This window comes from Epibacterium sp. ABV4_022, from assembly GCF_056159345.1.
On the sequence record NZ_JBSWVA010000001.1, the window covers coordinates 19,721 to 40,261 of the forward strand.

Annotated in this window: 12 protein-coding genes; 6 read left to right on the top strand and 6 right to left on the bottom strand. The window is 66.8% G+C overall.

What is annotated here, in order from left to right; translation table 11 throughout:
- The first annotated feature begins 1 nt into the window (after position 1).
- Positions 2-2,044: a hypothetical protein gene (locus tag ACXAF5_RS00090; protein ID WP_474945081.1), complete on the top strand. Its 2,043-nt coding sequence runs from the start codon at positions 2-4 to the stop codon at positions 2,042-2,044.
- A gap of 276 nt (positions 2,045-2,320) precedes the next feature.
- On the opposite strand, the gene ACXAF5_RS00095 is transcribed toward ACXAF5_RS00090, so the two are convergent.
- The 3 genes from ACXAF5_RS00095 to ACXAF5_RS00105 are packed head-to-tail and all read right to left on the bottom strand — an operon-like array spanning position 2,321 to position 10,842.
- Positions 2,321-3,211 (bottom strand): 2-keto-4-pentenoate hydratase, encoded by an 891-nt coding sequence (locus ACXAF5_RS00095; protein ID WP_474945082.1) that lies wholly within the window; start codon positions 3,209-3,211, stop codon positions 2,321-2,323.
- 3 nt (positions 3,212-3,214) lie between these two features.
- The gene (gene pbpC / locus ACXAF5_RS00100) at positions 3,215-5,398 is read right to left on the bottom strand and encodes a penicillin-binding protein 1C (protein WP_474945083.1); all 2,184 of its coding nucleotides are present in this window, start codon (positions 5,396-5,398) and stop codon (positions 3,215-3,217) included.
- Complete coding sequence (locus ACXAF5_RS00105) at positions 5,395-10,842, bottom strand: alpha-2-macroglobulin family protein (protein WP_474945084.1); 5,448 nt, start codon at positions 10,840-10,842, stop codon at positions 5,395-5,397. The genes pbpC and ACXAF5_RS00105 overlap by 4 nt, the downstream gene beginning before the upstream one ends.
- A 150-nt stretch (positions 10,843-10,992) precedes the next feature.
- Between ACXAF5_RS00105 and ACXAF5_RS00110 the strand changes: the two genes are divergently transcribed.
- Positions 10,993-13,248, top strand: coding sequence for a response regulator (locus ACXAF5_RS00110; protein WP_474945085.1), 2,256 nt, complete (start codon positions 10,993-10,995; stop codon positions 13,246-13,248).
- Between the two features lie 57 nt (positions 13,249-13,305).
- Here ACXAF5_RS00110 and yaaA read toward each other — a convergent pair whose 3' ends face one another.
- From yaaA to ACXAF5_RS00125, 3 genes are all read right to left on the bottom strand, one after another.
- Complete coding sequence (gene yaaA / locus ACXAF5_RS00115; RefSeq protein ID WP_474945086.1) at positions 13,306-14,070, bottom strand: peroxide stress protein YaaA; 765 nt, start codon at positions 14,068-14,070, stop codon at positions 13,306-13,308.
- Between the two features lie 30 nt (positions 14,071-14,100).
- The gene (gene recQ, locus ACXAF5_RS00120; protein ID WP_474945087.1) at positions 14,101-16,140 is read right to left on the bottom strand and encodes a DNA helicase RecQ; all 2,040 of its coding nucleotides are present in this window, start codon (positions 16,138-16,140) and stop codon (positions 14,101-14,103) included.
- Between the two features lie 106 nt (positions 16,141-16,246).
- A complete protein-coding gene (locus ACXAF5_RS00125; RefSeq protein WP_239325024.1) occupies positions 16,247-16,534 on the bottom strand; it encodes a YggT family protein in 288 nt (95 codons plus the stop codon).
- A gap of 133 nt (positions 16,535-16,667) precedes the next feature.
- Here ACXAF5_RS00125 and ACXAF5_RS00130 point away from each other — a divergent pair, with 133 nt between their 5' ends.
- The 4 genes from ACXAF5_RS00130 to ACXAF5_RS00145 are packed head-to-tail and all read left to right on the top strand — an operon-like array spanning position 16,668 to position 20,503.
- Positions 16,668-17,246 carry an acyl-CoA thioesterase gene (locus ACXAF5_RS00130; RefSeq protein WP_474945088.1) on the top strand — a complete coding sequence of 193 codons (579 nt, stop codon included), beginning with the start codon at positions 16,668-16,670 and terminating at the stop codon, positions 17,244-17,246.
- Between the two features lie 49 nt (positions 17,247-17,295).
- Positions 17,296-18,681, top strand: a complete 1,386-nt coding sequence (locus ACXAF5_RS00135) for an MFS transporter (protein WP_474945089.1) — start codon at positions 17,296-17,298, stop codon at positions 18,679-18,681.
- Positions 18,678-19,601: a penicillin-insensitive murein endopeptidase gene (gene mepA, locus ACXAF5_RS00140; RefSeq protein WP_474945091.1), complete on the top strand. Its 924-nt coding sequence runs from the start codon at positions 18,678-18,680 to the stop codon at positions 19,599-19,601. The genes ACXAF5_RS00135 and mepA overlap by 4 nt, the downstream gene beginning before the upstream one ends.
- Positions 19,574-20,503, top strand: coding sequence for an esterase-like activity of phytase family protein (locus ACXAF5_RS00145; protein ID WP_474945092.1), 930 nt, complete (start codon positions 19,574-19,576; stop codon positions 20,501-20,503). The genes mepA and ACXAF5_RS00145 overlap by 28 nt, the downstream gene beginning before the upstream one ends.
- Positions 20,504-20,541 lie beyond the last annotated feature (38 nt).

Here is a 20,541-nt window from a genome sequence, read left to right on the forward strand (position 1 = left end):
AATGACGCAAACGATCCTCTTCGACCCGCTGGTGCCCTGGGCGCTGGTCGCCGGGCTGGCGGCGCTGAGCCTTCTTGCGCTGGGGCTGGCGATCTGGCGGCGCCTGTCGGGCTGGGCGCTGCGGGCGGCGGCGGCGCTGGTGCTGCTGGCAGCCCTTTCGGGTCCGGTGATCCAGGTCGAGGACCGCAGCCCGCTCAGCGACATCGTCATCGTGGCGGAGGACCGCACGGCGAGCCAGGGGCTGTCGGACCGGCCCGACCAGATGACCACGGCCCGCGCGGAGCTAGAGGCAGCACTGGCCGCCCGCCCCAATACCGAGGTGCGCTGGATCACGGTCGAGGACAGCCCCGATGATGGCGGCACCCAGCTGATGGACGCGCTGTCGCGGGCGCTGGCGGATGAACCGCGCGCCCGGGTCGCCGGGCTGATCGCACTGTCGGACGGGCAGGTGCACGACATGGCCCGCAGCCCCGATCTGCCGGCGCCGCTGCATCTGCTGATGACCGGCCGCGCAGAGGACTGGGACCGCCGCCTGATCGTCAGGAATGCGCCTTCCTTTGGCATCATCGGCGAGCCGATGACCCTGACCCTGCGGGTGGAGGACCAGGGCGCCGCGCCTGCGGGGGCGCGGCTGACCGACCTGCAGATCTCCATCGACGGCGGCCCGGCGCAGAGCTTTCGCCTGCCGGTGGGGGTGGATTTCGACCTGCCGCTGACCCTGCCCCATGGCGGCCGCAACGTGGTGGAGTTCCGCGTCCCCGAGGCCGAGGGCGAGCTGACCGCGCGCAACAATGCCGCCCTGTTGCAGATCAACGGGGTGCGCGACCGGCTGCGGGTGCTGCTGGTCTCCGGCGCGCCGCACCCCGGCGGGCGCACCTGGCGCAACCTGCTGAAGTCCGACAGCGCCGTCGATCTGGTGCATTTCACCATTCTGCGCCCCCCGGAAAAGCAGGATGGCGTGCCGGTGGACGAGCTGTCGCTGATCGCCTTCCCGACGCGGGAGCTGTTCCTGGAGAAGATCGAGGATTTCGACCTCATCATCTTTGACCGCTACAAGCGGCGCGGCATCCTGCCGGCGATCTATCTGGACAATGTCGCCAATTACGTGCGCGGCGGTGGCGCGGTTCTGGTCGCGGCAGGGCCGGATTTTGCCAGCGCCGACAGTATCTTTCGCACGCCGCTGGCCGAGGTGCTGCCAGCCCGCCCCTCGGCCCGCGTGCTGGAGGAACCCTATCGCCCCGCCATCAGCGAGACCGGCCTGCAACACCCGGTCACCGCCGAGCTGACCGGCGCGGAGGACTGGGGCCGCTGGATGCGGCAGGTGGAACTGGAGACCACCGGCGGCGATACATTGATGCGCGGCATCGGCACCCGGCCGCTGTTGACCCTGGACCGGGTCGAGGAGGGGCGCGTGGCGCTGCTGGCCTCGGATCATGCCTGGCTCTGGAGCCGCGGCTATGAGGGCGGCGGGCCACAGCTGGAGCTGCTGCGTCGCCTCGCCCACTGGATGATGAAGGAACCGGAACTGGAAGAGGAGGTTCTGACCGCCGAGGCTACCGGCCAGCGCATGCGCATCCAGCGGCGCACCCTCGGTGATCGCGTCGGCCCGGTGACCGTGACCGCCCCGGATGGCAGCAGCTCGGAGGTGCGCCTGCGCGAGGTCCGCCCCGGGCTCTGGGTCGGGCGCTACGAGAGCGACCAGATCGGGTTGTATCATCTGGAGGAAGGCGACGAACGCGCGGTGATCGGCCTTGGCCCCGCCGCACCGCGGGAGTTCGAGCAGACGATCGCCACCGCGCGCGTGATGGAGCCTCTGGTGCAGAGCCTGCGCGGCGGCGCGATGGCGCTCGAAGACGGTATGCCCTCGCTGCGCAACATCCGCGCGGGGCGTCCTGCGGCGGGGCGCGGCTGGATCGGGCTGGTGCCGCGCGGCGCTTATGAGACCACGGCGGTGACCCAGTCCCCGGTGCTGCCGTCCTGGCTCTTGCTGCTGCTGGCGGCGGGGCTGATGATCGGGGCCTGGCTGCGCGAGGGGCGCAGCTAGGCGGTTCGATCGTCCCGGCCCGGGTGGCTGCGCCTGATCCGTGATCGCGTGCCGGGATCCTGCATGGTTTCTGCAAGGGTTCCGCATCAAGGCCAGTGCCGACGCTGTCTGCTGTGACCGTCACGCCGTCCGGGGGCGCTCCCGCCCAGGCTTGAGATCTTGCAATCTCATCGCCCGGTTGGGCCGCGCGCCGCGCCAAAGGCGCGGCGCGGGTCGCATCGGGCACAGCCCGATGCGAAACCTCTCATTCCAACGATCCCCGCGCACATCCTCGCATCAGGACGTCGACCCGAAGGTCACCGCAACCTGCGGATCACCAGGCAGCCCCTCATAGGTGACCGTGGCAGCACCATGAAGATCGGCGGGCGGCACCAGAGCGCCGAAGGATCCGACCGACACCAGATCGCCGGCCTTGAAGGTCACGCCAGCGGCGTGCAGCCACAGGATCGTTTCGGCGGGATGTCCCAACACCGCCGAGCCGGGTGCGGAGACCACCACCCGCCCCTGCGCATCCCGCAGCGTGACCTGCATCTGCGCCAGGGCAGCGGTCAGCTGCGGCACCTCCGCGACCTCGATCTCCGCGCCCAATACTCCAAGGCGCGCCCCGACCCCCATTGCAGTGATCGTCTCCGCCGTCATCGGCTCTCCGGGCGCGAGAGCAAGGTCCGGCAGTTCGATGAAGGGGCGGATGCTGCGTATGTTCTGCATCACCTCCTCCGGCGTGGTGGCCCAGTTGACCGCGGCATCCCCGATCTCAAGGATCAGATCCGCCTCCACCATCGGCACCGCACCCCAGGGGACCGGCACCGTCGCGCCGCTCGGCACCATCATGTCGCGATAGAGCACGCCACGCACCGGCGCCTCGGCGCCAAAGCGCGCCTGCGCGGGCGGGCTGGTCAGCCCGGCCTTGTAGCCGATCACCGGCCCCATGTGCGCCGAGAGGGCTTCACTCAGCCGCGCCTGCGTACAGAGTGCATCCACCATGCTCCCTTCCGCGCCCAGGGCCACGGTCGGCGTGAACCCCATGTAGTCCGATACGAAGCGCGCAACCTCCTCTGCGCTGGCACAATCGGCCCGCGCCCGCAGCGGTGTCAGCGCCGCAATCGCCGCCACCGTTGCGATCAGGGCCAGCCGCCTTGCTGGTTGCCTCAGCCGCCTCTTCTGCATGCCTTACCCTCTCTCCTCGATTTCCACCGTCACCCGCGCAGATTGCCCATCCGCATCGATCACCACAAGCGTGGCGTGGCCCGGCCCGGGGCTCGGAAGGTCGAGATCGCGGGACCGCAGACCCCGGGCCACCGGCAGACCGTTGGCCAGCACCGTAAACGGCAGCCGTCCCCCGCGCAGCTTCAGCGCCAGACGGCCCTCCACCAGCGCCAGCCGGGCGCGGGCGGGCGGAAAGACCACCTCCGGCGCCCCAGCCCCCGCGTCAGAGAACACCGCGTCCCGCGCCCGGAACCGCTGCAGGGGCTGCGGCAACTCCGCCGAGGCGAGCACCAACGCATTGGGCGGGGGCGGCGCCAGCGGCGTCAGGTCGGGCTTCAACGCCGCAAAGGCCTCGAAGAGGACCGGCGCCGCCAGTTCCGCGCCAAAGACGCCCGGAACCGGGGTGCCATCCGCCCGTCCCAGCCAGACGCCGATCACATGCTGGCCGTCCCACCCCACGGCCCAGGCATCGCGATGGCCGTAGGAGGTGCCGGTCTTGTAGGGCAGAACGCCCGCCCTGGCGCCGCGCGGCACCGGCACATCGCGCAGGGTATTGCCAAGATACCAGGCTGCAACAGGGGAGATCACCCGCGGCGTCCGGTCGGCCCTGTCGCCCACCTGAACCGTCAGCCGTGGCCCGGTCCCGCCCGCCGCCAGCACCGCATACATCTGCACCAGATCCTGCAGGCTGACGCCAACGCCACCCAGGCTCACCGCCAGCCCCGCCTTGCCGCCGGGCAGCTGTGGCTGCATCCCCGCCTGCCGCATCGCTGCCATCAACCGCGAGGGGCCAAGCGCCTCCGTCAGCATCACCACCGGCGTGTTGAGCGACATCTGCAGCGCATCCCGCACCCGCACATCGCCGCGAAACGCCCCGTCGAAATTCTGCGGCGCGTAGCCGCCAAAGGACACCGGCGCGTCGCGGATCAGCGTATCGGGATGCACCAGCCCCTCGTCAAAGGCGAGGCCGTAGACCAGCGGCTTCAGGGTCGAACCGGGCGAACGGGTGGCCGTCACCATGTCAACAAAACCGCGCCGCGCCGCGTCGGTATAGTCCGGTGCGCCGATCCGGGCGAGGACCTCTCCCGTGCGGTGATCCGCCACGATCATCGCCGCACCAAGCCGCGGCCCCGCCGCCGTCACCCGCCGGTGCAGCACCGCCTGCAGCCGCGCCTGCAGATCGGCGTCCAGCGTCACGTCAAACCGCGCCTGCGCCGGCGACGCGCTCCGCAGCTGGTCGCCCAGATGCGGCGCCAGCAGGGGGAACGGGCGGCGGCTATCCGGCATCCGCGCCTGTGCCGCATCACGTGCAACCTGCGTCGACAGCACCCCGGCCTCCCGGCTGCGCTGCAACACCCGCGCCCGTGCAGAGCGTGCTGCGCCTACCGAACGGTCAGGACGGCGTGTTTCCGGCGCTTGCGGCAGCGCCACCAGCAGCGCAGCCTCGGCGGCGGTCAGGCGGTGCGGCTCCTTGCCGAACCAGGCAAAGCTCGCCGCCCGCACCCCTTCGAGATTGCCGCCAAAGGGCGCATGGGTCAGATAGAGCGCCAGAATCTCCGGTTTCGACAGCTGCCGCTCCAGCGCCAGCGCCACCCGGATCTGGCGCAGCTTGCCCGCCCAGCGCCCTGTGGAGCCATCCTCCAGCAACCGCGCCACCTGCATGGTCAGCGTGGAGCCGCCGGACACCGTGCGCCCATGCCACAGGGCTTGCCCGGCCGCGCGCAGCATCGCCAGCGGATCCACCCCGATGTGGGTGTCAAACCGCTTGTCCTCATAGGCGCGCAGCATCTGCAGATAGGTCGGGTCCACATCCTCGACCCGCACCGCCATGCGCCAGATGCCATCCGCCACCGGATAGGCCCGCAGCAGGCGCCCATTGCGGTCGTGCAGCTCGACAGAGGTGTCCGCGAGTGTCTGGGGAAGCACCGTCGCGTCGACCCACCGATCAAGCGCGTGGGCGGTGAGCGCCCCCACGACAAGCAGGACCAGCAGCGGCGTTCTGACACCCGCCAGCCACCGCCGCAGGGGGCGCAGCGCGCCCCCGCCTGACCGAACGGTCAGGCCGCGCCCGGCCCCGGCAGGGGCCGGGCGCCCCCGCCATCGGCGCCGACGCAGCAGCACCCTGCCGGGGCGATCTGCCGGTGTCATTCGACCTGCAACCGTCCCGCCGCCGTATTGGCGCGATAGGCCGGACGGTACATGTCCTCAACCGAAGCCGCAGGATGGTGGAAGTCACCGGGGCTGACCGCGCGCACCATATAGGCCAGCGTGATCGGATCATCCCCCCGCGAGGTCACCGTCGCGAGGAAACGATCCGAGCGGAACTCCACGTGATCGGCCTCCCAGAGGCTCAGCCAGTCCAGATCGCGCAGATCGCCGGAGCGCAGCAGGTTGGGATTGTCGATCTCCAAACCCGCCGGCAGCGGGTCATTGACCATCAGCCGCGCGCCGATCTCCTCTTGCGGCAACACCCGTAGAACCGTCACCAGCCGGGTGCCGACCGCGACCGAAGCCAGATCCACCGGCTCCCCTTCCAAGGTGTAATACTCCCGCGTCAGGGCAAAGCCGTAGCCACGCGCCGCGGGGGGCACGACAGGCACGCCGATGCGGGTCAGGGTGATGTCGGTGCTGCGCCCGGAGGCCGCGGTGACCGAGAGATCCGCCGGGCTGTTACCCTGCATCACCTCGACAAAGGCTCCGGTGACCGGCTGGCCATTGACCCGCAGACCGGAGTCTTCGGGGTTGTCGACCAGCGCCTGCGCCGCCATCAGGCTCCAGGCGGCTTCCTGGGTGGAGCGATAGCCCTCACCGCCCGCAACCCGCGCCGTGAGGTAGTCGCGATTGACCGCCGCGCTGCCGGCCTCCACCGCGAGCGCCAGGACAGCCGCCGAATCGCGCAGCTGGGTGCCGTAATCGACCCGCAACAGCGGCTGTTCCGCGCCTTGGCCGGCGATCATCTGCGCGGCGCGGGCAAACATCTTGTCCGCCCGGCGCTGATCGCCATAGGCCGCGAGTGCGGCCCCCAATTGCGCCGCGCCCATTGGGGTGGAGAAGGCCTCGGCCTTCACATCCGCGTAATAGCGCAGATCGCCCATCGCCGCCGCGCCCTCGCGCGCCAGCACCAGCAGCGCATAGGCCACGTCCTCGCCACCGCTGTCAAAGTCCGGCGCGTAGTTCAGCCGGTTACGCAAATTGTCCATGGCGCGGGCAAAGGCCTGATCGGGCACCATATAGCCTTTGGCCCGGGCCCGGCTGAGGAAGTCAGACGCATAGGCATCCAGCCACAAATCACCGCTCTCGGCGCGCCAGAGGCCAAAGGCGCCATTGGCGGCCTGCCGGGTCAGCACCTTGCGGATGGCACCGTTGATGCGCGCGTCCACCTTAGGGCCATCGCCCAGACCGGCGGCCTCGGCCACCGACGACAGATAAAGGAGCGGCAGCGCCTTCGACGTCACCTGTTCGGTGCAGCCATAGGGGTAGCCGTCCAGCTGCGACAACAGCCCCGGCACGTCGAACTTGGCCAGCGGCCCCGCGGACATCACCGCGCGGGCAGAACCCGGGCGCAGACCTGCAAACACATCCGCGTTGAACAGGAAGCTGTCGCCACCCGCCAGCGAGAAGCGCCGGGTTTCCGACACCTCCGGATCATTGGCGCGCACCGGCAGGCGCAGGGTCTGGTCCAGCACCTCGCCGCCGGGGGTGGTCAGGCTCAGGCGGACCTCGGGATCGCCCACGGCCTCTGCCGTGACCGGCAGTTCCAGCAACACCCGGCCCTGTTCGGTGAGCGTCACCGAAGGCGGCAGCGCGCCCAGTTGCAGCCCGGCCCCGATCACCTCGGCCGCCAGACCGATCTCGCCCGCAGGCCCATCGGCGTGGGTGATATCCAGCCGGATGCGGCTCTGATCGCCGGGCGCGAGGAAGCGCGGCAGCGAGGCGGTCAGCACCACCGGATCGCGCACGATCATGTCGGCCTCCGCCTGCCCGACCGAGCGATCAGTCCAAGCCACAGCCATCAGCCGCACGGTACCGTTGAAGTCCGGCAGATCGATGGGCAGGGTCACGCTGCCATCGTCCCCGACCTGCACCGCGCCGTGGAAGACCGACATCAGATCCTGCGTCGGCGGCGGTGACTGGAATTGCGCCCCAAGCCCGGCATCGCCGCCGGAGCGCACACGCCCCAACGCGCCGTTGCCGGGGTCGATGAGGCGGCCATAGATGTCGCGCAGCTCCATCCCCAGACGCCGCTGACCGTGGAAATAGCCCACGGGATCCGGGCTTTGAAAGCCCGTGAGGTTGAGAATGCCGACATCAACGGCGGCCAGCGTCAGCCAGACCTCCTCGCCCGCTTCGGCCCCAGCGACCTCCACGGTTGCCTCGACAGTCTGGCGGGGGCGGGTGACCTCCGGGGTGTTGATCGTGACATCCAGTTGCTGCCCCGGCTGGGTCACCGTGGCATGGGCGATGCCCAGAGCCCGGGTCGGTGTGCGGCCCTGCCGACTGGCGACGGGCTGCACAACAGAGGCGGTCACATAGGCGCCGCTGCCCCACTCGGATGTGACCTCAAGCGGGATCACGTTCTCGCCCGCCGTCACCTCCACCGCCTGCCGGTGGATCAACTCGCTGCCCATCACGGAGATCAGCGCGGTTCCCGCCGCTTGCGGTACGATCCGCAGGCGGGCGGTGTCGCCGGGGGTGTAGCTTTCGCCATCCAGCGACAGTTCCAGACGATCCGGGGTCTGCGCGTCGGAGGCGGGCACATACCAGCCGGCGTAGAAATCCTGCGCGGCGGTCACATAGTCGCCATCCAGACGTTCCACCACCAGCTCGTAGCGGCCCCAGTCCACCGGAGCGGAGACCGCCACCGGATCGCCGCCCAGCATCGCCTCGCCCGAGGCCACGCGGGTGCGGCGGGTGATCGGCTCCCACTGCCAGTCGCCATAGAGCTGATACCACTGATAGCGCGTCTCGACCCGGTTCAGCACCCATTGCACCTGCATCGGCGCGGGGGTGAGATCCGGTGCCAGCGAGATCAACTCGAACCCAGCCTCGGTGCCCTCGGCCACCACGTCATCGGCAAACTGCGTCTTGATCCCGATCACGGGGGTCGCAGGCTGGACCGGCACGGTCAATTCACGCTCGACCGGACGGGCGGAGCCATCCGAGAGCCGCGTGCGCAGGCGGGCCTCAAGCGGCAGACCCGCTGCCTGCACCTCGGGCAAATCACCAACCGCGACGGACTGGCCATTGGCACCGGTGTCCTCGCCGCTGAAATAGCGGGTCTGGCGGTTGGTTTCCGCATCATAGCGACCAAAGCGATAACCGGGCCAATCGGCCAGCTGCCGCACCGGGGCGAGGGAGACATCGCCCTCGACGCTGAGGCCAGCGCCGGGTGCGCCAAACAGGAAGCGGGCGTCGATATCGACGACCAGCTGACCGCCGGGGCGCAGGCCCGCGACATCGCGGATCTCCTGTTCAAAGTCGATCCGCTCGGGCAGGAAATCCTCGACCAGCACGGTTTGCCGCGCCAGCGGCTCCGCCTTGGGGTCGGCATAGATCTCGATCGCCCAGGAGCCGCGCGGCGCGCTGTCGCCCACGGGCAGGGCATAGACATGACCGCCTGCATCACCGCCTTCGGAGATATGGCGCGAATATTCCACCCCATCGGGGCGTTTCAGCACCGCGATCAGCGGCAGACCTTCGATGGCCTGCGCGCGCGGATCGCGCGACAGGGCGGTGACGTTGATGGTTTCACCGGCACGATAAGCGCCCCGATCCGTGGTCAGGAAGACATCAACCGGGCCGGGCGCAGGTCGGCCCTCGACACCACGGTCCGACAGATCAAAGGCGGCATCGCGCAGCGACAGGAAGGCAAAGTCCTCCTCTCCGGCGCGGGCCAGCAGCATCGCGGGCGCAGCACTGCCGGTGCCCCGGGTCAGCCCCGGCGCAAAATGCGCATAGCCAGTGGCATCGCTGGTGCTGCGGGCAATCACCGCGTTGGCCTCCGAGATCAGCTCGACCTCGACACCGGCGCGGGCCTTGGCGTCCGACAGCCCCTGCACCTGCACATGCAACCCATCGGCCCCGGACATGGAGCTGAGACCCAGATCCGTGAGCACAAACCACTGCATCGCCGCCGGGCTGTCATAGGGATCGGCCCCCGGCACGGAAGCGCTAAGCGCATAGATGCCCACGGGCTGATCGGCCAGCACCTCGTCCAGCGGCAACCGGGTGGTCATGTCGCGGTTCAACGCCTGCTGCACCTCGGCGGTGCCGGTCCAGAGCTCCTCGGCCAGGGTGGCGTCGAAATTCTCGCTCTGCCATTGGTTCAGCGGGCGGGCGAAGAGATCCTCCTGCATGCTGCGCAACAGGTTGCGGTCGCTGATGCGGGAGAGCTTCAGGTCCAGCGTATCCACATTCACCGTCTCCACCGGCAGCGCGGTCACATCGCTGCGCGCCAGCACATAGGCGCGGCCCGGAAAGCGCACCGAGGGGCTGCGGTCGCGGATGTAGTGGCTGAGGTCCACATCCTTGATCAGCGCCTCGCCATTGGCGGCGGGAAGGCCGCGGCGCAGGGTGACCCGCAGGTGCTGGCCATGGGTCAGGCCGGTGAGGCACAGCTCCTGCCCCGAGGCCTCGACCGCCAGGCCCTCGGCCTCGGACTTCAGATAGTCGCCATAGGTGACGCCGGTCTTGGCCAGGTTTTCGGAGAAGACGATGCACATACGCGGATCGGCGCTGTCGGCCTCGACCCGGGTGTCGCTGACCCGAAAGCCGTATTTCGCCACCGCACGATCCAGCAGATCGGCGATGTCCTGACGCGGCGCGATGTCCTGTGCCAGGCGCAGCACGGAGACCATATCGCGGCCCCGGCCCAGTTTCTCGAGCGCCAGACCAGCCTCGCTCAGGGCGGTGGCCTGCAAGGGGGCGGCATCCGCACGCAGATAGCCGTTCAGCGCCGCCGCAACGGACTCGGCCTGAAGGCGACGGGTCTCGCTGCTGCTGTCGCTGGGCATGGCGCGCAGATAGCGGGCATAGTCCACCCAGAGATCCGGCGCATCGCTCAGCGCCACCGCCTCGCCCATCCAGCGCGCCGCAAGCGTGGCGTTGTTGCCGGCAAAGAACTGCCCGGCCCCATCCACCAGCGTGTCGAGGGGTTGGCCGCTCAGCGGGTAGCGGGTGCCGATCTCCTCTGCGAGCCTGCGCGCCGCGTTCAGATCCGTGCGACCGGACAGCGTCAGCCGCGCCGCACGCTCTTCCGCGCGCGCCGCCAATCCCGCGTCCACCGGAAGCTTGCGCACGCTCAGGGCGCCGACAAATCCCGAGGGGTCGCGCAGTTCGGATTTCGGGAAACAGGCATTGGATTTGGTGTTGTAGACAAAGCCGGCGCAGGCGTCCTGCGTGGCACAGGCCTGCTGGCAGGCTGACAGCGAGGTGTCGAACAGCGCCTGCAGGTCGGCGCCGAAATGATCGGTATCCGGCTGCGTCACAAACCGCATCTGCGGCAGCGGGGCATCGCCCGCGCCCTGCGCAGACACCGCAAGGCCTAAAGTATTCGAAAAAATAAAAGTCAATAAAATCAATAGGCGCCGCATGGAATCCTCCCTGTCACCAGCTAGAAGCTGACACGCGATTAACCACATGGCAAGCATCAGCGCCATAACACCAACGCTAAAGCCAAATTAAGGATTGCCTGCGAGATTGGGGCCGCAGGTGCGGAATAGAGTAGTTTGGAGTTGGCGCGCATGTCGCTTGCTGAAAAATTGGCACAGGAACGCCGAGCCCGACTGGCGGCGGAGCGGCTTCTGGAGCTCAAACAGGCGGAATTGACGGATGCGAACCGCAAACTTGGTCGCCATGCGCTGGCGCTGACCAAGCGTATTGGCGCGACTCAGGCCGAAATCGCCACCTTTCGCGATGAGAACGAGAAGGTCAAAAGCGACCTCAACACCGCCAATGAAAAGGTGGAACAGGCCGAACGCCGCCTGTGGCACTCGATCCAGGCGTTTCAGGACGGGTTTGCGTTCTTTGACAGCAACAGCAAGCTGATCGGCGCCAATACCGCCTATCTCAACATTTTTGAAGGCGTGGAGGAGGTCTCGCCGGGGGTGTCCTATGTGCGCATCCTGCAGATCCTCACCGACGAAGGGCTGATCGACACCGAAGAGCTGTCGGCCGATGCCTGGCGCGCGATGATGACCGAACGCTGGATGTCCCCGGCGCCGGAGCCGACGGTGATCCGGCTGTGGAACGACCGCTATCTGAAGCTGATCGACCAGCGCGGCCATGACGGCGACATCGTCAGCCTCGCGCTCGATATCACCACGACGGTTCACTACGAGGAAGAGCTGCGCGCCGCCCGCGAACGGGCCGAGGCCGCCAACCGCGCCAAATCCGCCTTCCTCGCCAATATGAGCCATGAGATTCGCACCCCGATGAATGGGGTCGTGGGCATGGCCGAATTGCTCAACGACACCAATCTGACCGAAGAGCAGCGCCTCTACGCCAATACGATCAAGAACTCGGGCGAGGCGCTTCTGGTCATCATCAACGACGTGCTCGACTATTCCAAGATCGAGGCGGAGAAACTGGTGCTGCATCCGGAACCCTTTGATCTCGAAGCCTGCATGCACGAGGTGGTGATGCTGCTTCAGGCCAATGCCCGCGACAAGGGGCTGACGCTCCTGGTGGATTACGACCTGTTCATGCCGACCAATTTCATCGGCGATCCGGGGCGCATCCGCCAGATCCTCACCAACCTGATCGGCAATGCGGTGAAATTCACCAATGAGGGCCATGTCACCGCCCGCGTCACCGGCGTGCCGCAATCCGAGGACAACACGGTGATGCTGCATATCTCGATCGAGGACAGCGGCATCGGCATTCCCGAAGAAAAGATCCGGCACATCTTTGGCGAGTTCAACCAGGTCGAGGATGAGGCCAACCGCCAGTTCGAAGGCACCGGCCTTGGCCTGGCGATCACCGAACGCCTGATCAAGATGATGGACGGCGAGATCTGGGTCGAGAGCGAGCTGGGACAGGGGTCCTGTTTTGGCTTCCGGCTGCCGCTGGTGGTCTCTGACGGGTCTCAGATCAACGCGCCGGAGCTGCCGGAGAATCTGAACTGCGTGATGATCGTCGACGATATGGAGATCAACCGCGAGATCCTCAATCGCCAGCTGCAGCGGCTGGGGCTCAAGGTGATCGCGGTCAACAGCGGTGCCGCGGCGCTGGAACAGATGTCGGCCGAGGTCGATCTGGTTATCACGGATCGCAACCTGCCCGGCATGGACGGTCTCAAACTGGCGCGCAGCCTGCGCCACGCCTGGCAGGATCTGCCGGTGCTGCTGCTGTCCTCCGACCCGACCGACACCAGCGATCCCGCCGTCGGCGCGATCTTTGCCGGCGTGTTGCAGAAACCCCTGCCACGGGGCGCGCTGTTCACCGCCTTGACCAACCTCAGCGCCCCCACCGCAGCCGCGCCCCCGGCCCCCCCGGCGCCGGAGCCTGCCCCTGCCGCCAGCGTCAGCGCCCCTGCAGAGCCCGTCACGCCGTCGCCGCCGCTGGCCTCCGATTTGCGCCGCATGCGGGTGCTGGCCGCCGAGGACAACCGCACCAACCAGCTGGTGTTCCGCAAGATGGTCAAGGATCTGAACATCGACCTGCGCTTTGCCAACAACGGGCAGGAGGCGGTCGAGCAGTTCCAGAGCTTTGCGCCCGACCTGATCTTCATGGATATTTCGATGCCGAAGATGGACGGCAAGGAGGCCACGCAGGCGATCCGTGCGCTCGAAGGCCCCGAGCACCGCCGGGTGCAGATCGTGGCGCTCACCGCCCATGCCATGGATGGCGATTCCGAGGGGATTCTGGCCGCGGGTCTGGACGACTATCTGACCAAACCGCTGCGCAAGGCGCTGATCCACGACCGGCTGATGAAGAATGTCCCCCCCGGTGTGGCGCCGCTGAACACCGGTGAGGATGCGCTGCGCGCCACCGGGTAGGCAGCGGGATTTATGTCGCCGCAGCCTAGGGTCAGGATCCTAGGGCCGCGTGCGGCGTCAGGCGCGGCGCAGGAACACCGGCGCGTCGGGCTCGGACATCTCGGGCTGATAGGCATAGCCGCCGCTGTCAAACCCGGTGATCGCCGCCGCATCCGTCAGCCGGTTCTGGATGATAAAGCGCGTCATGGCGCCCCGGGCCTTCTTGGCGTAGAAGCTGACCACCTTGGGGCCGCCCGGCTTGTCCTCCAGGAACACCGGCGTCACCACGCGCGGCTTCAGTACATCGAGATCCACCGCCCCGAAATACTCCTGGCTGGCGCAGTTCACCAGAACATCGCTGCCCACAACATCGGCCTGCGCATTCAACGCGTCGGCGATCTTGCGGCCCCAGTAGGCATAGAGGGTCTTGCCCTTTTCCGTCGCCAGCCGCGAGCCCATTTCCAGCCGATAGGGCTGCATCGCATCCAGCGGGCGCAACAGCCCGTAGAGCCCGGACAGGATGCGGAAGTGATCCTGCGCCCAGGCCAGTTCATCGGCGTCGAGCGAGGTCGCCTCCAGCCCCTGATAGGTATCGCCGGCAAAGGCCAGCGCGGCAGGGCGCAGGTCCGCGTCCTTGGGGTCGGCCTGAAAGCTGCGAAACCGGTCGTGGTTCAGTTTGGCCAGATCCTCGCTGATATGCATCAGCTTCATCAGATCACCCACCGACAGGCTCCGGGCCACCTCCGCCAGGGCGATGGCATCGTCCTGGAGCGCGGGATAGGTCATCTCCACATCGCGGTCGGACCAGTCGAGTTTCTTGGCGGGGGATGTTACTACCAGCATTCTCTGCCTCCGTTTGCTCTTGGCACCGACTTAGCCCGCGCCGCGCAGGACGTCCAGAAACGCCGATGCAAAACGTTCCGCGCGGCGCTCCCCCAGCAGACGCTCCATGCCGCTCTCGTCGTCGCTGCGCATCTGCGCCACCTTGGCCAGTTGCGAGGCCGAACAGGTCAGCGGCTTCTGGGTGCCGCACTCGCCGCGTTGCAACCGCGCCTGTACCTCCAGCAGCGTGTCGTAGATCGAGCCCTGTTCGCGTCCGGCCAGCTTGCGCCGCGCCGGGTGCAGCGCTTCGGCCTCGCCGGTGATCACCCCTAGGAACTCATCGCCGTAGCGGTCCAGCTTTTTTGCCCCAACGCCGGAAATGCGCGCCATTTCATCGAGGCTCTGGGGGCGTTTTTCCGCCATCTCGATCAAGGTGCGGTCGGGAAAGATCACATAGGCCGGGACTTTTTGCGCCTCGGCGAGGGCACGCCGCTTGGCCTTCAGCGCCGACAGGAGGGGCGCATCTTCGTCCGAAACCAGCGCCTTGACCGCCGGGCGGCGGGTGGCGGATTTGATGGTATCCTTGCGCAGGGTTATGCTGTCCTCACCGCGCAGAATCGGCAGCGCCGGTTCGGTCATCCTGAGCGCGCCATGCCGCTCCGGGTCGGGACGCACCAGATCGCGCCCCATCATCTGGCGGAAAATCGCCTGCCACTCGGGCTTTGAATGCTCGCGCCCGCAGGCAAAAACCGACAGATCGTCATGCCCCTTCTGGCGCACGCGGTCATTGGCGTTGCCGATCAGAATATCAATGAGATGCCCCGCGCCATAGGTCTCCTCGGTGCGCAGAATGGCCGAGAGCGCCTTCCTCACGGCAGTGGTGCCGTCAAACGTCTCGACCGGCACATCACAAAGATCGCAATTGCCGCAGGGCTGCGCCTCTTCGCCGAAGTAACTCAGCAAGGTCTGACGACGACAGGTCATCGCCTCCGCCAACCCCAGCAAGGCGTTGAGCCGTGCATGATCCGCGCCGCGCCGCTCCGCAGGTGCAAGCCCCTCGTCGATCTGGTTGCGGCGCAGGCGGATGTCTTCGGGACCAAACAGCGTCATCGTCTCAGCCGGGGCCCCATCGCGGCCGGCGCGGCCGATTTCCTGATAATAGGCCTCGATGCTTTTGGGCAGATCCGCATGGGCCACCCAGCGAATGTCGGGCTTGTCGATGCCCATGCCAAAGGCCACCGTGGCCACCACGATCAACCCATCCTCGCGCGCAAAGCGGGTTTCCACGATGCGGCGGTCCTCGGCCTCCATACCGCCGTGATAGTGACAGGCCACATGGCCCGATGCCTCCAGCGCGCGGGCGATATCCTCGGTCTTGGCGCGGGTGCCGCAATAGACAATGCCCGACTGGCCGCGCCGCGCATCGGCAAACTCCAGGATCTGTTTGCGCGGGCTGTCCTTGGCGGCAAAGGCGAGGTGAATATTGGGCCGGTCAAAGCCGCGCAAGAAGGCGCGCGGGGCCTCGCCATCAAACAGCTTCTGGATAATCTCTTGCTGGGTTTCCTGATCCGCCGTCGCGGTAAAGGCCGCCAGCGGCACGTCAAGCGCGCGGCGCAGCTCGCCGATGCGCAGGTAATCCGGGCGGAAATCGTGGCCCCATTGGCTGACGCAGTGCGCCTCGTCCACCGCGATCAGCGACACGCCAATGCGGCGCAGCATCCCCATGGCGCTGCCTGCGGCCAGCCGTTCGGGCGCCATATACAGGAGCTTCAGCTCGCCCGCCTCGATCGCGTTCCAGACCGCCTCGGTCTCTTCCTCGGTATTGCCAGAGGTGAGCGCCCCGGCAGAGACACCGGCCTCCTGCAAGGCGCGGACCTGATCGCGCATCAGCGCGATGAGTGGCGAAATCACCACCGTGATCCCCTGCCGCCTGAGCGCAGGCAATTGGAAACAAAGGGATTTGCCGCCCCCCGTGGGCATGATCGCCAGCACGTTTTCGCCTGCGCTCACGGCGTCGACGATCTCTTCCTGTCCGGGGCGAAAGCCGTCGAATCCAAAGATATCGCGCAACAGGGGGATTGCGTCGTGCATAGGGGGCCTGTGGGTTGGTCTGCTCAGGTTATGAGCGGCACAATCCCACAGCTGGAATCGGGGGGCAAGACCCGCCGCGGGCCGCAGCGGTCAATTGGCGCAGGCGCTAGTAGAACATCGCCGCGTTGTTCACCAAGATGATGCGCAGCGCATAGACACCGATCAGCACCACCAGCGGCGCCAGATCGAGCCCTTGCATATTGGGCAGGATGCGGCGCACCGGCGCGTAGAGCGGTTCGAGGATACGGTTCAGACCATACCAGATCTGCGCCACGAACTGCTGGTTCAGGTTCAGCACCTGGAAATTGATCAGCCAGCTCATGATCACATGGGCAATGATGAAGAACCAGACAATGTCCAGGACCAGCATCAGGATTTGAAACAGCGACTGCATCTTTGAACTTTCCTCTTTCGAACCGCAACACAGGTAGGCGGGGCGCGCGGATTTCGCAACCCTTCCGCAAGGTCCTAGGTTGACGTGTGGTGAACAGGTGGCATCAAGGGAACAAGTAAACCGGAGTGTTCAGATGTACCCGATCGTCCGCCTTTTGAAAGATGCCGTGATTGCCAGCCGCCAGCCGCGCCTTGCGCCGCTCGACACCCATGTGTCGCGCCACCACTGCTGGCCGTGGGACATCGACATCTGGATGGAGCTGAACAACGGCCGCACGCTGACGCTCTATGATCTGGGGCGCACGATGCTGACCCTGCGCACCGGTCTGGCAGGCGTGTTGAAACGCGAAGGCTGGGCGGTGGCCGTGGCGGGCACCTCGGTGCGCTATCGCCGCCGCATCAAGGCCTTTGAACGGTTTGAGATGAAAAGCCGCGCCATCGGCTGGGACAACCGCTTTATCTACGTGGAACAGGGCATGTGGAAGGCGAACGGCGACTGCGCCAACCACGCACTCTTGCGCACGGTGGTGACCGACAAGAACGGCATCGTGCCGCCCGAACGGGTCATCAAGGCCTGGGGCCAGGACATTCCGACCCCGGATTTGCCCGACTGGGTGCAGGCCTGGTGCGCCGCCGAAGATCAGCGCCCCTGGCCGCCGATGGCAGATGCGGGCACCGGTGCCCACCACGAGAGGCTTGCAAGCGCCTCCTGACCCCTGCCATAGCTAGACCCAACGTGCAGTCGGGCATTTGGGGGCGGTAATGGCGGAACTTACGGCGGCGCAGGGCATTTCCCTGCGCAAACGCATCTGGGGCTGGTGGTTTTTCGACTGGGCGAGCCAGCCTTATCACACGCTGCTGGTGACCTTTGTCTTTGGTCCCTTCTTTGCCGCAAGCGCGACCGAGTATTTCCTGGCAACGGGGCTGGAGAGCGAGGCGGCCAAGGCGCAGGCGCAATCGAGCTGGTCGCTCTGCCTGACCATCACTGGGCTGATTATCGGTCTCTCGGCGCCCTTCCTTGGGGCGCTGGCCGATATTGCCGGGCGCAAACTGCCGTGGATCATCGGGTTTTCCGTGGCCTATGTGGCGGGCTCGGCGGGGCTGTGGTTCATGGATCCGGCGGGCAGCAACCTGTGGTGGATGCTCATTAGTTTCGGCGTCGGCTTTATCGGCGCGGAGTTTGCGCTGATCTTTGTCAATGCGCAGCTGCCGTCGCTGGGAAGCAAGGAAGAGGTCGGGCAGCTGTCCGGTTCCGGTTTTGCCTTTGGCTATCTCGGCGGGGTGGTGTCGCTGTTCATCATGCTGTTGCTGTTTGTCGAACAGGACAGCGGCAAGACGCTGATCGGCCTGGACCCCGTTCTGGGCCTCGACGCCAGCGCCCGCGAGGGCACCCGCGCGGTGGGGCCCTTTGTGGCGATCTGGTTTGCGCTCTTCATGATCCCCTATTTTGCCTGGGTGCGCGATCCGCGCGGCCCCCGGCGTGGCAGCGCAAGCCTTGGTCGGGCGGTGTCGATGGTGGTCGCCTCGGTGAAAGGGCTGGCCCATCGCAAGAGCCTCACCAGCTATCTGGTGTCCTCGATGCTGTATCGCGATGCGCTCAATGGGCTGTATGGGTTTGGCGGCGTTTATGCGGGGCTGGTGCTCGATTGGTCGATCACCCAGATCGGCATCTTTGGCATTATCGCCGCGATCTCGGCGGCGCTGTTCAGCTGGATCGGCGGGCTGGCGGACACGCGGTTTGGCCCGAAACCGGTGATTGTGACCGCCATTCTGGTGCTGAGCCTCGTTTGCCTGATCGTGGTCAACATGTCCCGCACGCAGATCTTTGGCGTCGCTTTGGCCGATGGATCAAGCCTGCCGGATCAGGTCTTTTTCGCCTGCGGCGTGCTGATCGGCGGCTTCGGCGGAATATTGCAGGCCACCAGCCGTACCCTGATGGTGCGTCACACAACCCCGGAAACCGCCACCGAAGCCTTTGGTCTATATGGGCTTTCCGGGCGGGCGACAGCGTTTTTGGCGCCTGCGCTGATCGGCCTGATGACAACACTCACGGGCAGCGCGCGGCTTGGGATTACACCAGTGATTGCGCTCTTTGCCCTTGGTCTGCTTTTATTGACCCGGGTGGATGGTGAAGGAGATCAGGTTTGAGGTTCATTCGACAGGTCACCCTGGCGGCGTTTGTGCTGGCCGCCTGCGCGCCGACGCAGGACAGCCCGCGCCCATCCGCCGCGTCATTTGCCAACAAGGCGGTGAACTCCACCGCGCCCGCCAAACAGCTGTTCGGCGCCAAGCGCGACGGCTCCGCCCAACGCCCGGCGCCCCTGGGATCCTACGCCAAGGGCTGCGTCGCGGGGGCAGTGCAACTGCCCGAGACCGGCCCCACCTGGCAGGCCATGCGCCTGAGCCGCAACCGCAACTGGGGGCACCCGGAGACCATTGATTTCATTCAGGACCTGAGTCGCGTCGCCGCGCGTCAGCCGGGCTGGCAGGGGCTTTACGTGGGCGACATCAGCCAGCCGCGCGGCGGGCCGATGCTGTCCGGGCACCGCAGCCACCAGATCGGTCTGGATGCCGATATCTGGATGCTGCCGCCCGACCGGCTCGATCTGAGCCGCGAGGCCCGCGAAAACATCTCGTCGATCTCCTTGCGGCGCGCCAGCGGGGCCTATGTGAACAGCAATTGGAGCGCCCAGCATCACGAGATCCTGAAAGCCGCCGCATCGGACCCGCGTGTGGCGCGGATCTTTGTCTTCCCCGGCGCCAAGGTGAAGATGTGCGACACCGCAACCGGCGACCGCAGCTGGCTGCGCAAGATCCGGCCCTGGTGGGGGCATCACTATCATTTCCACGTGCGGCTGAATTGCCCGCGTGGCGCCCGGGGCTGTGTCGATCAGGATCCGCCCCCGCGCGGCGATGGCTGTGATGACGCCCGGCAATGGGTGGCCAACATCCTGAACCCGCCGCCGCCAAAACCGGTTGACCCGAACGCGCCAAAGCCTAAACCGCGCAGGGACTACACCCTTTCGGATCTTCCCCAACAATGCGCCGCCGTTCTCTCGTCCGACTAGCCTCGCTCTCTGCTGCCCTGATCGTCGCGCTCTGTGCGGCGGCCTGGGCGGCATCGGCGGTCTGGAAAGTAACCCACGCCGAGAGCAACAGCGCGACCCATGTCTCCAGCTATCGCTGGCAGGAGGACGCCCCGTGGTTCGGCGGCCTGTCGGGGCTGGAGCTCTCGGATGACGGCCGGCGCTTTACCGCGATCACCGACCGCGCGCATATGGTCTCGGGCGAGTTCACGCGCGACGAAGGCGTCATGACAAGCGTGCGGATGACTACAAACGGACGCTTGCGCGACGCGGATGGCGCGCCCGTGGCCGAAAAGGTCGAGGACAGCGAGGGCCTCGCCCTGGCCGGCAATGACAGGTATTTCGTGTCGTTCGAAAGCCCGCATCGGGTGCTGGAGTATCACGGCACGCAGGTCCGCGCCCTGCCCGCGCCCGCGGCGTTCAAACGGTTCTATTTCAACGCGTCCTTTGAATCGCTGGCCTATGGCCCGGCGGGCGAACTGCTGCTGATTTCCGAAGCGGCCGCCCGCGATACGCAGGTCTCGCGGGTCTGGCGCTGGACCCAAGCAACGGGCTGGCAGGGGTTTGGCCCCTATCCCGAAGGCGACGGGTTTCTGCCGGTGGGGGCTGATTTCGGCCCCGATGGTGCCCTTTATGTGCTGGAGCGCAAATTTGTCACCGTGGGCTTTCGCAGCCGCCTGCGCCGGTTTGATCTGTCGGATCAGGGTCTGAGCGGTGGAGAGGTGTTGCTGAATACCCCTCTGGCACAGCACGACAACCTCGAAGGTGTCAGTGTCTGGCGCACCGCATCCGGCACGCTGCGCGCAACCATGATTTCGGACGACAATTTCTTTTGGGTGCAGCGCACGGAGCTGGTCGAATACGACCTGCCCGACCGCCCCTGATGCGGATCGCCCCATAAAAACAGGGGGCACTCTCTTGC